14 protein-coding genes and 1 pseudogene are annotated in these 12490 nt (G+C 70.5%); 2 read left to right on the top strand and 13 right to left on the bottom strand.

The features are described from left to right. Nucleotides 1–112: 112 nt before the first annotated feature. The 3 genes from NM1_RS30680 to hemL form a co-directional block, all read right to left on the bottom strand. Nucleotides 113–712 carry a TlpA disulfide reductase family protein gene (locus NM1_RS30680; protein ID WP_068027816.1) on the bottom strand — a complete coding sequence of 200 codons (600 nt, stop codon included), beginning with the start codon at nucleotides 710–712 and terminating at the stop codon, nucleotides 113–115. Beyond that, nucleotides 709–1314 carry a histidine phosphatase family protein gene (locus tag NM1_RS30675; protein ID WP_068027959.1) on the bottom strand — a complete coding sequence of 202 codons (606 nt, stop codon included), beginning with the start codon at nucleotides 1312–1314 and terminating at the stop codon, nucleotides 709–711. The genes NM1_RS30680 and NM1_RS30675 overlap by 4 nt, the downstream gene beginning before the upstream one ends. A gap of 134 nt (nucleotides 1315–1448) precedes the next feature. Beyond that, nucleotides 1449–2786: a glutamate-1-semialdehyde 2,1-aminomutase gene (gene hemL, locus NM1_RS30670; protein ID WP_068027813.1), complete on the bottom strand. Its 1338-nt coding sequence runs from the start codon at nucleotides 2784–2786 to the stop codon at nucleotides 1449–1451. A 252-nt stretch (nucleotides 2787–3038) separates the two neighbouring features. Here hemL and NM1_RS30665 point away from each other — a divergent pair, with 252 nt between their 5' ends. After that, entirely contained in the window at nucleotides 3039–3425 is a 387-nt protein-coding gene (locus tag NM1_RS30665) for a hypothetical protein (RefSeq protein WP_068027811.1), read from the top strand. A gap of 10 nt (nucleotides 3426–3435) precedes the next feature. Here NM1_RS30665 and NM1_RS30660 read toward each other — a convergent pair whose 3' ends face one another. From NM1_RS30660 to hemB, 5 genes and pseudogenes are all read right to left on the bottom strand, one after another. Then, nucleotides 3436–3657 carry a hypothetical protein gene (locus NM1_RS30660; protein WP_068027808.1) on the bottom strand — a complete coding sequence of 74 codons (222 nt, stop codon included), beginning with the start codon at nucleotides 3655–3657 and terminating at the stop codon, nucleotides 3436–3438. A gap of 76 nt (nucleotides 3658–3733) precedes the next feature. After that, the gene (locus tag NM1_RS30655) at nucleotides 3734–3970 is read right to left on the bottom strand and encodes a hypothetical protein (protein ID WP_147288957.1); all 237 of its coding nucleotides are present in this window, start codon (nucleotides 3968–3970) and stop codon (nucleotides 3734–3736) included. A 143-nt stretch (nucleotides 3971–4113) separates the two neighbouring features. Then, nucleotides 4114–4581, bottom strand: a pseudogene (mce1N, locus tag NM1_RS30650) (transport-regulating membrane protein Mce1N); the annotation flags it as partial. Between the two features lie 270 nt (nucleotides 4582–4851). Then, nucleotides 4852–5370 carry a hypothetical protein gene (locus NM1_RS30645; RefSeq protein WP_068027800.1) on the bottom strand — a complete coding sequence of 173 codons (519 nt, stop codon included), beginning with the start codon at nucleotides 5368–5370 and terminating at the stop codon, nucleotides 4852–4854. A gap of 133 nt (nucleotides 5371–5503) precedes the next feature. Further along, the gene (hemB, locus tag NM1_RS30640; RefSeq protein ID WP_068027958.1) at nucleotides 5504–6481 is read right to left on the bottom strand and encodes a porphobilinogen synthase; all 978 of its coding nucleotides are present in this window, start codon (nucleotides 6479–6481) and stop codon (nucleotides 5504–5506) included. 163 nt (nucleotides 6482–6644) lie between these two features. Here hemB and NM1_RS30635 point away from each other — a divergent pair, with 163 nt between their 5' ends. Further along, nucleotides 6645–6914: a hypothetical protein gene (locus tag NM1_RS30635; protein ID WP_068027955.1), complete on the top strand. Its 270-nt coding sequence runs from the start codon at nucleotides 6645–6647 to the stop codon at nucleotides 6912–6914. 71 nt (nucleotides 6915–6985) lie between these two features. On the opposite strand, the gene NM1_RS30630 is transcribed toward NM1_RS30635, so the two are convergent. The 5 genes from NM1_RS30630 to NM1_RS30610 all read right to left on the bottom strand — a co-directional run bounded on the left by NM1_RS30630 (nucleotide 6986) and on the right by NM1_RS30610 (nucleotide 12347). After that, nucleotides 6986–8548 (bottom strand): bifunctional uroporphyrinogen-III C-methyltransferase/uroporphyrinogen-III synthase, encoded by a 1563-nt coding sequence (locus NM1_RS30630; protein ID WP_068027797.1) that lies wholly within the window; start codon nucleotides 8546–8548, stop codon nucleotides 6986–6988. Then, on the bottom strand, nucleotides 8548–9546 hold the full coding sequence (gene hemC / locus NM1_RS30625) for a hydroxymethylbilane synthase (RefSeq protein ID WP_068027952.1): 999 nt from the start codon (nucleotides 9544–9546) through the stop codon (nucleotides 8548–8550). The genes NM1_RS30630 and hemC overlap by 1 nt, the downstream gene beginning before the upstream one ends. Nucleotides 9547–9572: 26 nt before the next feature. Further along, on the bottom strand, nucleotides 9573–10961 hold the full coding sequence (locus NM1_RS30620; RefSeq protein ID WP_068027794.1) for a glutamyl-tRNA reductase: 1389 nt from the start codon (nucleotides 10959–10961) through the stop codon (nucleotides 9573–9575). Continuing rightward, nucleotides 10958–11788, bottom strand: a complete 831-nt coding sequence (locus tag NM1_RS30615) for a redox-sensing transcriptional repressor Rex (protein WP_068027946.1) — start codon at nucleotides 11786–11788, stop codon at nucleotides 10958–10960. Before NM1_RS30615 ends, NM1_RS30620 begins: the two co-directional genes overlap by 4 nt. A gap of 298 nt (nucleotides 11789–12086) precedes the next feature. Further along, nucleotides 12087–12347, bottom strand: coding sequence for a glutaredoxin family protein (locus NM1_RS30610; protein ID WP_068027943.1), 261 nt, complete (start codon nucleotides 12345–12347; stop codon nucleotides 12087–12089). Between the last annotated feature and the right edge of the window lie 143 nt (nucleotides 12348–12490).

Below are 12490 nucleotides of genomic sequence, written 5' to 3'. Positions count from 1 at the left end.
AGGGGGGTGGCTTTCCCGTACCAATTATGGGTTCCCGCACCCTCTGCAGGGCGCTGGAGGGGGTGCGGGAACACGCAGGGCGTGCGTGAAGCGTGGTGCGCGGCGGAGGGTCTCACTGGGGGGCCTCCGCGGCGATGCGGTCGACTACCGGTTGGAGGTCCTCGGCCAGGAGTGGGCGGAGGAAGACCGCGGCTACCCGGTGCTGGCGGTCCAGGACGAGGGTGGTGGGGATGACGCTGGTGGGGAACTTGCCGCCGAGGGCGAGCAGGGTGCGCATCTCCGGGTCGTAGATCGACGGGTAGCCGACGCGGGCATCGGTGACGAAATCCTGGGCCTTGTCCTGCTGTGGATCACGGACATTGATGCCCAGGAACGCCACGCCCCGGTCCTTGGACTGCTCGTAGACCTGCTCCAGCGCGGGCGCCTCGGAACGGCACGGGCCGCACCACTGGCCCCAGAGATTCAGCACCACAACCTGATTCGGGAAATCGTCGACCGAAACCTTCTTACCCGAGGTCATCAGGTCGGGGCCGGACATCTTGCCGATGGTGCCGCGGCTCGCGGGCGGATCGTAGAAGATCTCGGTCTTGCCGCCCGGCGAGACGAAGTCGAAGGTGCCGCCGGAGACCACCGCGTCCGAGCCGGTGGAGCATCCGGCCAGCGCGGCCACCAGGGCAGCGCAGGCCAGCAGGACCGGCAGCCCCCGTCTCATGCCCCGGTCACCCGTGGATCCGACTCCCCTGCAGGCTCCGAATAAACGATGTCGATGAGCGTATCGCCCTGGTACACCAGCGAAGTCAGCGATGCCAGGGAGCATTGCCGGTGTCGCGGGTCGTGCCACAGCCGCTTGCCCTCCAGGAACCGGCGCAGCGTCCACACCGGCAGCTGATGCGAGACCAGCACCGCCTCGTGCCCGGCCGCCTCCACCCGCGCCTTGTTCACCGCCGCCAGCATGCGATGCGCGATCTGCAGGTAGGGCTCGCCCCACGACGGGGTGAACGGGTCGCGCAGCTTCCACCAGTGCCGCGGCTTGCGGAGCGCGCCGTCGCCGACCGACACCCGCAGGCCCTCGAAGGTATTGCCCGCCTCGATGAGGTTGTCGTCGGTGCGCACGACCACACCGTGCTGGACGGCGATGGGTTCCGCGGTCTCCTGCGCCCGCTGCAGCGGCGACGCGACGACCAGCGAGATGTCGTGCTCGGAGAGGGCGCGGGCCACGCTGGAGGCCTGCGACCGGCCGGCCACCGACAGGCTGAATCCGGGCAGCCGCCCGTACAGGATCCCCTTCGGATTGTGCACCTCACCGTGCCGCATGACGTGCACGATGGTCTCGGTGTCGGAGGCGATATCGCCGGGAAGGGTCACTGCCGCATCGGAATCCGCGCCGGCGGCGGGCGTATCGGACGTCGGTTTCGCGGCGGGGGTTGATTCGAGCTGTTCGGGTTCGCTCACGCGCTGGATCCTTCGGGTGTGGCGGCCGCCGCGGCCGCGGCGGCGGCAGGCAGAGCGGCGGCGATGCGGGAGAATGCGTCCTCGTCGAGCGCGGCGGAGACGAACCATGACTCGAATGCGCTCGGTGGCGCATACACGCCACGATCGAGCAGAGCATGGAAGAACGCCGGGAAGCGCCAGGTCTCGGTGGCCTTGACGGCGGCGTAGTCGGTGGCCGGACGGTCGGCGAAGGACACGCTCACCATATTGCCCGCGAACTGCACGACATGGGCGACACCGGCGGCCGTGAGGGCCTCGGTGATCAGCGTGCCGAGACGTTGCGCATTGCGATCCAGGGCGGCGTACACCGCGTCGTCGGCGTTGCGCAGGGTGGCCAGGCCCGCGGCGACGGCAACCGGGTTCCCGGACAGCGTGCCCGCCTGGTACACGGGGCCGATCGGGGCGAGGTGGTTCATGATGTCGGCGCGGCCACCGAAGGCCGCCGCCGGAAGTCCGCCGCTCATCACCTTGCCGAAGGTGTAGAGGTCGCCCGCGACACCGTCGATGCCGTACCACCCGGCCGGGCTCACCCGGAACCCGGTCATCACCTCGTCCATGATCAGCAGCGCGCCGTGTGCGGAGGTGAGGCCGCGCAGGCCCTCGTTGAATCCCGATTCCGGCGCGATCGCGCCCATGTTCCCGGCCGCGGCCTCGGTGATGACACAGGCGATCTGGTCCGGGTACTCGGCGAAGACGGCGGCCACGGCATCGAGATCGTTGTACGGCAGCACGATGGTGTCGGCGGCCTGCGCGCCCGTGACGCCCGGCGAGGTCGGCAGCCCCAGCGTCGCGACGCCCGAACCCGCGTCGGCCAGCAGCGCGTCCACGTGGCCGTGATAGCACCCGGCGAACTTGACGACCTTGCTGCGGCCGGTGAAGCCGCGCGCCAGCCGAACCGCGCTCATCGTGGCCTCGGTGCCGGAGTTCACCAGCCGCACCCGCTGCACCGGATCGACCCGCGCGGCGATGGTCTCGGCCAGCTCGATCTCCGCCTCGGTCGGCGCGCCGAACGACACCCCGTCGACGGCGGCCCGCTGCACGGCCTCCACCACGGCCGGATGCGCGTGGCCGAGAATCATCGGACCCCAGGAGCACACCAGGTCCACATAGTCGTTGCCGTCGGCATCGGTGAGCGTGCACCCGCGCGCCGAGGCGATGAATCGCGGTGTGCCACCGACGGATTTGAAGGCCCGGACGGGCGAGTTCACGCCGCCGGGAATGATCGCGGCGGCGCGTTCGAAGAGGCTGGCGGAGACCGGCACGGGCAGCTGGGTCGCGCGCGGAGAGGAACTCACGGCCTCCAGTGTCGCAGTTGTGCCCGGGCCGGTCGACGACAGGGTGTAGTGGGGTGAGCCACGGCACACCGCACTCCGGCGTCCACCGAGGCCGGGGGCGTTTCCCGCGATTTGCTCCCACCCCCTTCAGCTCTCACAAGAATCGCCCGGAAGCGCAACACGCCGGGACGTCTTTCTCCCGATATCGGTCGCTGAACGATTGCTGGTCCGTAGGCTCGAAGGTACGACTCGCTAACGGCCGGGAGGGATTTCATGCGAACCATCCTGCTCAGCACAGCCCTGCTCATCGCCGGGATCGCCGCCGCGCTCGGCGGTGCCACTACGGCCGCGGCGGGCACCCCGGTCGCACAGCCCGATCAGGGGCGGATCGGAATGAACCTCTCGCACGACGAGACCGCGGCCCTGGCCGACGGTCCGGTCCCCGCGCTCGTCACGAAGGTGATTCCGCAGAGCCGCATGGGCGCGGGGCTGCAGCCCGATACTCAGCTCTACCGCGACGAGAACGGCAATATCCACGCCTCGCTCCGCCAGGTGATCAACGAGGCCGCCGACCACCCGGACGGCACCGTGACGATCTACCTCAACGCGCCGGGCACGCACGGCTCCCGGGTGCTCGACATCTACCAGCGCTGGAACTGAGCCCCGCGGGTCACGACAGCGGCACGCCGAGGCAGAACACGGCGAAGCCCGTGGTCAGCAGGCAGTTCAGCGGGGTCGGCAGCACGTCCAGCGGCGAGACCGCGGGGGCACTGGGCGGTGCGGGCGCCGGGACCGCGGGTGCGGCGGCGGCCGGGACGACGGTGGCAGCGCCGACGGCTCCCGTGGCCAGCACAGCGAGGGCGGTCCGTCTCACGAGATCTGTGCGCTTCATACCGCCCATTGTCCGCCGGTTCCGGCGACACTCAACCGCTGCGGGCCGCCGCGCCGAGATCAACTCCGGCGGGGGGTCAGCGGGTCCGGGCGCCGCGGGCGACCAGATCGACGACGGCCAGACCGGCCACCGCCACCAGGAATGCGGCCAGGCCGAGCCACGGACCGGAATAGCGGGTGGCCTCGAAGGCGGGTTGCTCGCCCACCGCGGCGAACCACGTCGTACTGATCCCGTGGCGCCAGCTCTGCACGGCCGCGCCGACGCACACCACGAGCAGCACGAGATCGACGACGATCCACAACCGACGCATCACCGCGCGTCCTCCTGTGCATCGGATTCGGGTGCGGAGGGGCCGGACTCGACGGAACCAGGAGCCGCGGAACCAGGAGCCGCGGAACCGGGCGCCGCAGAACCGGAGGCATCGGGGACGGTGGCGCCGGAGTCGGGCAGCCGATCGAGCGCCTCGTTCAGTGCCACCCGCAGCCCGCGATGGTCACGCGCCCACGCTTGCACGAGGCCGCCGTCCCGCAGCTTCAGGCCGATACCCTTGCGGCGGCGGGGCACGCCGGTCAGTTCGCCGAGCGCCCGAGCCGACTGCCAGTCCTCCTCGTCCCAGGACTCCTCGTCGTGCTCGGGGAGGACTTCGGCGATGCTGCTCAGCGGCAGCGTTTCGGTGCCCTCGCGCAGGGTGGTGTCGGTGAGTTCGACGCTGACGTGCCGACGACCCGCCACGACCTGCAGGGTCACGAAACCGGCCAACAGTGCGGCACAGAACGCCAAGCCGAACCAGTGCACGTCACGCGCCCGCAACCCGAGTTCCAAGCCGAGGATGATCAGGCACAGCAGCGGGCCGTAGGCGACCGTGCGCCAGCGGGCGCCCGGCTCCGCGAACAGCGCCTCGGGCGCGGCCTGAGCTTCGTTCATGCGAGGGGGTTCAGCCGACCGCTCCCGGCAGCAGCAGAACGGCGAGGGTGAGCAATCCGAACAGGATCAGCAGGCTCAGAACCAGCACATCTCGCCGAAGGCTTTGCGGCTGCTGAATCACCACGCGCATCGATGCCTCCGCTCCTCCGGAGCCATCCGCGTAACGCGATCCCGGGTACAACGCCCGAGCAACGACATCCGGTTCCCAAATCCTCTGTGACTGCCCTCACGATACATCCTGGCGTGTCGGGGGCAAATTCGGTGCCCACTTCACCGGCCGTTCAACCGGAAGTAGGCCTCGGATTCCTTTCTGCGGCACAGGAACAGCGCTCCGCCGGCCAGCACGGCCTGCAGGATCGCGGCGGCTCCCGCGAGCAGTGGCGCGATGCCGTTCATCGTGCCGAGACCGACCATCGTCCCGATCGCCCCGAACACCAACACCGCGGCCGCGATATCGAGCAGCGTGCGCGCCCACAACTTGCCGCGGCGCAGCTGGTGCACCACCGCCAGCACGCCCACCGCCAGCGCCAGGCCGAACACCACGATCAGCACCTGCATCACCGAGACGATCAGCTCGACCTGGGCGAGCGAGGCCTGCGGCTGCTGGGCGTGCACCTGGTCGTAGAGGTCCTCCGCCAGCTTGCGCCGCCCGGTGAAGCGGTCGATGGCACCCGCGACCAGCCGGACCACACCGAATCCGACCACGCCCCACCACAATTGACCGGCGGTGCGGACATCGTCGGGCACCGCCACGAGGCCGGGCCGCCCCGGTGGACTCCACTGATTCACGACAGCCAGTGCGCGGCCTCGGTCGCCCCGACAGACGGAGCCACGACGACCGCGCGGGCCGACTGCTTCACGACAGCCGATGCGCCGCCTCCGTGGCCCCGACAGACGGAGCCACGACGACCGCGCCAACCGATCACGACAGCCAATGCGCCGCCTCCGTGGCCCAGTAGGTGAGCACGATGTCCGCGCCCGCTCGGCGGATGCCCAGCAGGGACTCCATCACCGCACCGCGGCGGTCGATCCAGCCGCGCTGGGCGGCGGCGGTGATCATCGCGTACTCACCGGAGATCTGGTAGGCGGCGACGGGCACGGTCGAGCGGTCGGCGACGTCGCGCAGGATGTCCAGATACGACATGGCGGGCTTCACCATGACGATGTCGGCGCCCTCCGCCAGATCCAGGTCCAGTTCGCGGATCGCCTCCCGGCGGTTGGCCGGATCCTGCTGGTAGGTGCGGCGGTCGCCCTGCAGCGAGGAACCGACGGCCTCGCGGAACGGGCCGTAGAACGCCGAGGAGTACTTCGCGGCGTAGGCGAGGATGCCGGTGTCGGTGCGACCGGCCGCGTCGAGGCCCGCGCGGATCGCGCCGACTTGGCCGTCCATCATTCCGCTGGTACCGAGCAGGTCCGCCCCGGCCTCGGCCTGCGCCAGCGCCATCTCCACATAGCGCGTGAGGGTGGCGTCGTTGTCGACGGCGCCGTCGGCCGACAGCACGCCGCAGTGGCCGTGATCGGTGAATTCGTCCAGGCAGGTGTCGGCCATGACCACCGTCGAGTCGCCGACCTCGTCGGCGAGGGCGCGCAGGCCGCGGTTGAGGATGCCGTCGGGCGCGCTCGCCTGACTGCCGGTGGGGTCCTTGTCCTCCGGACGCGGCACGCCGAACAGCATCAGCCCGCCGACACCGGCGGCGACCGCCTCGACGGCGGCCTTGCGCAGCGAATCCATCGAATGCTGGTGCACGCCGGGCATCGAACCGATCTCGCGCGGCTCCTCGAGGCCGTCACCGACGAACATCGGCAGCACCAATTGCCGTGGTTCGAGCGTGGTTTCGGCAACGAGGCGCCGCATGGCAGGGGTACGACGCAACCGCCGCGGGCGGTCCATTCCGGTCATGAACCGCACGATACGCCCCGCTCCGCGGGCGGATTTCGGCAGACCTCGGAATCGTTGTGGCCAGCGGTTTTTGTCGGTACCGAGAGGTAGAATCGAAGATGTGTTCGATGGTTCCGGGCCCGGTGTCGCCGAGGTTCGGTTCCGATGGCGAGGGGAGGATCTCGTGGCTACCGCACCGACGATCATCGATCGGCCTTATGTGCCACTGCTCAAGCGGCCGCTGCCGCCGGGGCGGCCGCGATCTTGGTACGTCACGCACAACCGCCGGCTCAAGGCGATGCGGCTGGCCATCGCACTGCTCGACTCGGGGGTCTATCGCGCAAGCCTGGCCGATAACGAAAGGATCCGGCGCACCGCGGAAATCGTCGGCATCCGCCCACCGTCCGACAAGACCTGCCGCCTGGTCCGCGACCTGATGCGGGCTCGCCGCTGACGGCTGGGCCGGAGCATGCCTGTCCGGTATTCGCCGGTGCCGCCGGACTCCGGACGGGCTCCGCTCCAGAACTAGCGACTGCGGCGGCTCTTCTTGCGCGGCGGGGGCAGCAGGCCCTCGGCGCGCAGGTGGGCGGCGTGCTCGGCGAGCGCATCGACCAGCGGGCCGACCTGTGCCATCTCCGGCTGCACGTCCACGCGCAGGCCGAATTCGATGGCCGTCTCGGCGGTCTTGGGGCCGATGCAGGCAACGATGGTGCGCGCGTGCGGCTTTCCGGCGATGCCCACCAGATTCCGCACCGTCGACGAGGAGGTGAACAGCACCGCGTCGAAACCGCCGGTCTTGATCATCTCGCGGGTCTCGGCCGGCGGCGGCGAGGCGCGCACCGTGCGGTACGCGGTCACGTCGTCGATCTCCCAGCCGCGGTCGCGCAGCCCCTCGGCCAGGGTCTCGGTGGCAATGTCCGCGCGCGGCAACAGCACCCGGTTGACCGGGTCGAAAACGTCGTCGTAGGGCGGGAAGTCGGCCAGCAGGCCCTCCGAGGACTGCTCCCCGCTGGGCACCAGCTCGGGGTTGATGCCGAACGAGCGCACCTTGTCCGCGGTGGCCTCGCCGACGCAGGCGATCTTCACGCCGGAGAAGGCGCGGGCGTCCAGGCCGAATTCGCCGAACTTCTCCCACACCGCGCGCACCGCGTTGGTCGAGGTGAACACGACCCACTGGTAGCGGCCGTCGACCAGGCCCTTGACCGCGCGCTCCATCTGCGCGGGGCTGCGCGGCGGCTCCACGGCGATGGTCGGCACCTCCATCGGGATGGCACCGTGCATGACGAGCTTCTCGCTCATCTCACCCGCCTGCTCCTTGGTGCGGGGCACGAGCACGGTCCAGCCGTACAGCGCGCGCGACTCCCACCAGGACATCTTCGAGCGCTTCTCGACCTCCTTGCCGACCGTGACCACCAGGGGCCCGACCAGTTCGGAGGCGGCGGAATTCAGGGTGGCCAGCGTGGCCTCGATGGTGCGCTGCTGGCGGGTGGTGCCGCGCACCGTCACCGCGACCGGAGTCTGCGGTGCGGCGCCGTGCTCCACCAGCGCGCTCGCGGTCTCGGCCAGATGCCCGGAGGTCGCGTGCAGCACCAGCGGCCCCGGAGCGGCGGCCACCGCGGCCCAGTCCACCTCACCGCGCACATCCACCTCGGTGTGCTTGGAGCCCAGCGCGATACCCGCGTAGGCCGGAACGGTGGTGCCCGAGGGCAGCCCCGGCAGCACCTCGAAGGTCATATGGGAGCGGGTGACGGCATTGACCTCCGCGATCACCGAATCGGTGGTCAGCGGGTCGCCGGAGACGAGGCGCACCACATCGTGGCCGTTGCGTGCCTCCGCGATCAGGGTCTTGGCCACCTCGGCCGGTTCGCCGAGCGCCGGGCGCACGTCGACCGGGAGCTCCCCGTCCGGGTTCGGCTCCACCGCGGTCCCGACCAGGGCGAGCACGCCCTTGTCGACATCGGGGTCGGTGAATGCCAGCGTTGCCCGCCCCAGCACCTCGCGGGCCCGGACGGTGAGCAGGGCCGGGTCACCGGGACCCGATCCCACGAACAGGATCCGACCGGGGTGCTTCTTGGTGGCTCGGCTCATTAGAAGTTCTCCATTGGGCTGGGATTACTGAGGTCTGAAGGGGCGCTGTCGTCAGCGCTGAGCAGGTCGCGGGCTCCCAGGTCCAGGAGCTCACGCGCCAACGAGCGGCCCAGCTGCTCCGCATTCGCGAGCGAGCCGACCACGGATGCTCGGATCACGTCCGAGCCGTCGATCGCCGCCGCGCACCCGCGCAGCGACAGTTCCTCGAAAACGCGGCCGTCGTCGTCGAGCGACTCGACCACCTCGGCCAGTGCGCCGACCGGGGCGGTACAGCCCGCCTCCAACTCGGCCAGCAGCGACCGCTCGGCCAGCACGGTGGCCCGGGCGGCGGCATCGTCCTGGGCGGCCAGGATGGTCACGAGATCGGTGTCCTCGGCGCGGCACTCGACCGCGAGCGCGCCCTGCGCCGGGGCGGGCAGCATCTGCACCGGCTCCAGCGCCTCGGTGACCTCGCCGAGCCGGTCGACACGGGCCAGTCCGGCGCGGGCGAGGATCACGGCGTCGAGCTCGCCGTCGACGACCTTGCGGATTCTGGTGTCGATATTGCCGCGCAGCGGCAGGACCTCCAGGCCGAGCCCCAGGGCGCGCAGCTGCGCGACCCGGCGCGGCGCCGAGGTGCCGACCTTCGCACCGGGCGGCAGTTCGCCGAGCACCATGCCGTCGCGGGCGACCACCGCGTCGCGCGGGTCCTCCCGCACCGGGACCGCGGCGATGGTGAACCGCGGATCCGGCGCGGTGGGCAGGTCCTTGTACGAGTGCACCGCGATATCGACTGCGCCGGAAGCCAATTCGTCGCGCAGCGCGGTGGTGAACACGCCGACGCCGATCTTCTCCACCGGATCGGAGGATTTGTCACCGGCCGTCTTCACGATGACGAGTTCGGCCTGCTGCCCGGCCGCGATCAGCGCGTCGCGGACCGTGCCCGCCTGAGTCAGCGCCAGATGACTGCCGCGGGTGCCGATGCGCCAGGGCGCCTGGGCCGTGCCGCGTCCGGTCATGGTGTGCTCCTGCACCGTTGCGTTGGTCATGATGCCGTGTGCCCTTGCCCTTCGCTGTGATGACCAGAGGTGAAGTCGTCGGCCAGCTCGCCCAGGGCCGCGATCTCCATCGGCGCCGCCACCGCCTGTGCCGCACCGGGTTCGAGCGCGAACAGTTCGCGCAGCGCCTCGGCGTAGGAATCGCCGCCGGGCGTGGAGGCCAGCTGTTTGACCCGCACCGTCGGCGCGTGCAGCAGCTTGTCGACCACCCGCCGCACGGTGCGCGCCACCTCTTCGCGCTCCGGATCGGCCAGGCTCGGCAGCTTCGACTCCAGCCGCAGCAGTTCGCCCTCGACCACCTCCGCGGCCCGCTGGCGCAGCGCCGCCACCGTCGGCGTCACCTCCGCCATGCGCTGGCCCGCAAGATATTTCGCGAGTTCCTCGGCGACGATGGCGCGCGCGGCGGTGGTGTCGTCGGCGGCCGCGCCGGCCGCCGGATCGCGCTGCAGCGTCTCCATGTCGATCACCGTGACGTCGGGCAGCCCGGCCACCGCCGGGTCCACATCGCGCGGCAGGCCCAGATCGCAGATGACCATCTGGTGCCCGATCCGCGCGGCGTTCAGCGCGCGGTGCGCGTCGGCCAGCGTCACCACCGAGCCGACCGCGCCGGTGCTGGTGATCACGATGTCGGCATCGGCCAGCGCGGCGACGAGCCCGGACAGATCGACCGCCGACGCCGACGCATTGTGCATGGTGGCCGCGGTGTGGGCCAGCCGCTGCGCCCGCTCCAGGGTCCGGTTGACGACGGTGATGTGGCCGACCCCGGCCCGCGCCAGATGCGCCACCGCCAGACCGCCCATCGCACCCGCGCCGATCACCACGGCAGCGCGGCCGTCCACCTGACCGAGCACGGTCCGTGCTCGATCCAGTGCGACCGACACCACCGAAGCGCCGGCCCGGTCGATCCCGGTCTCGGCGTGTACCCGCTTACCGACCCGCAGCGCGTGCTGGGCCAGTTCGTGCAGCGTCCGCCCGGCCGACTGCTGGGCGTCGGCGGCGGCGTAGGCGGCGCGGATCTGGCTGAGCACCTGCTGCTCGCCGACCACCATCGAGTCCAGGCCGCTCGCGACCGCGAACAGATGCTCGGCGGCGGCCTCGCTGTAGCGCACGTAGGCGTGCTTGGTCAGTTCGGGCAGCGGCAGCCCGGAGTGCTTGGCCAGCAGGTCGCCCACCTCGGCCAGGCCGCCGTGGAAGGCGTCGACGACCGCGTAGACCTCGACGCGGTTGCAGGTGGAGACGATCATCGCCTCGGAGATGTGCTGGGACGCGAGCATTCGATCGGTGAGCTTGGGCCGGTCGTCCTCGGTGACGGCGACCTTCTCCAGCACCGCGACCGGTGCGCTGCGATGCGAAATACCGACTAGAAGCACACTCATGGTGCGACCACCGATCCCTTGCTGTTTGGCTCCGTTGCCGAATGCTTCACGCCCACGTGCGAACGGTCCGCCACGCGGCGGCCGATCGGGGTGGACACGGCGGTCACGGTCTCGCCCGCGGCCACGTCGTGTGCGTCGTCCTGTGCTTCCGCCTCCGCGCTGCGCGCCCGCTCGAACGACAACATCTGCATCTCGACCGCGAGATCGACGCGACGGACCTCGACCGACGAGGGGGCGCCGAGCGCGGTCGGCGAGAAGCTGAGAATGCTCTGCACACCGGCCGCGACCAGTTCGTCGCAGACCTCCTGCGCCGTCGCGTCCGGCACGGTGATGACCGCGATCGTCGGCTCCAACTCGGCGACGGCGGCATGCAGTTCCGCGACGTCGCGCACCGCCAGCCCGTTCACGGTCTCGCCGATGATCTTCGGATCGGAGTCGAAGATGCCGACCATGCTGAATCCGCGCCGCCGGAAGCCGCCGTAGCCGACCAGCGCGCGGCCCAGATTTCCGGCGCCGACCAGGATCACCCGGTGCCCCTCGGACAGGCCGAGCACGTCCTCGATGCGGGCCCGCAGCTTGGCCACGTCGTAGCCGACACCGCGAACGCCGTTGGGCCCGAGGAAGGACAGATCCTTGCGAAGCTTCGCAGAACCGACACCCGCCGCGACAGCCAGTTCTTCACTCGATACGATGAGGACACCCTCGTCGGCGAGCATGGCCAGCACCCGGAGATAGGTGGCCAGCCGAGCTACAGTCGCCTGGGGAATGTCCTTCTGCAGAGCTCTGCCGGAGACGCCACCGTTGGGCGTCTCATGCTGCTCTGTCACGTCGTTCGGCTCCTCGTCCGGCCGGGGATAGGTGTCCGGTTCGCTGCTGACCGCGCCGACGCCGGGGGCAGACGCCGGTATCGGCACATCGGGGGTCGGGTGCTTCCGCTGCCTGCAGCAGTCGGTTTGCGTGTCACCACCGTAACCGCTTGTGAAGCCCTGCACAAAGTCGGTGAATTCAGTCACTCGGGGGCGCACCCGCCCCGGGCCTCACCCGCCACATTCAACCCGCAACTGCCGGTGAGTTTCCACACAACGCGCCGGGGCCGTGCCCCGGGCCGACCGTTCCCGCCGGAGTTCAGCGGCTCAGGTCCGCCCGCAGCCGCACCTCGTCGACGTCGAAATAGCTGTGCTCGCGCCCGTCGAGCAGCACGACCGGCAGGCGATCGCCGAATTCGGCCCGCAGCGCCGGATCGGTCGCCGCCGCCTCATCCACGTCCCTGGCCTGCGGTTCGATCCCGAAGTCCGCGCAGATCCCCCGCAGCTGCTCGAGCGCGACGGTGCACATACCGCACCCCGCCCGCGTCAACAAGATCACCGCATGCCTCGCCTCGCTCATGCCTCCCATTAAATGCGTGGCGACCCGCTCACCTCCAGCCCACCGGCAATGCGACGCAGGAGCGAGCCGACTCGCCCCCGGCAGATCGTCTCCGTACGCTGGGACTCGGCCGCGAAGCGAAAGCCAAGCGACGTCACCTGCAA

The sequence above is a fragment of the Nocardia mexicana NBRC 108244 genome (assembly GCF_001613165.1).
GTDB lineage: Bacteria > Actinomycetota > Actinomycetes > Mycobacteriales > Mycobacteriaceae > Nocardia > Nocardia mexicana.
This window is presented reverse-complemented; position numbering and strand designations above follow the sequence as displayed.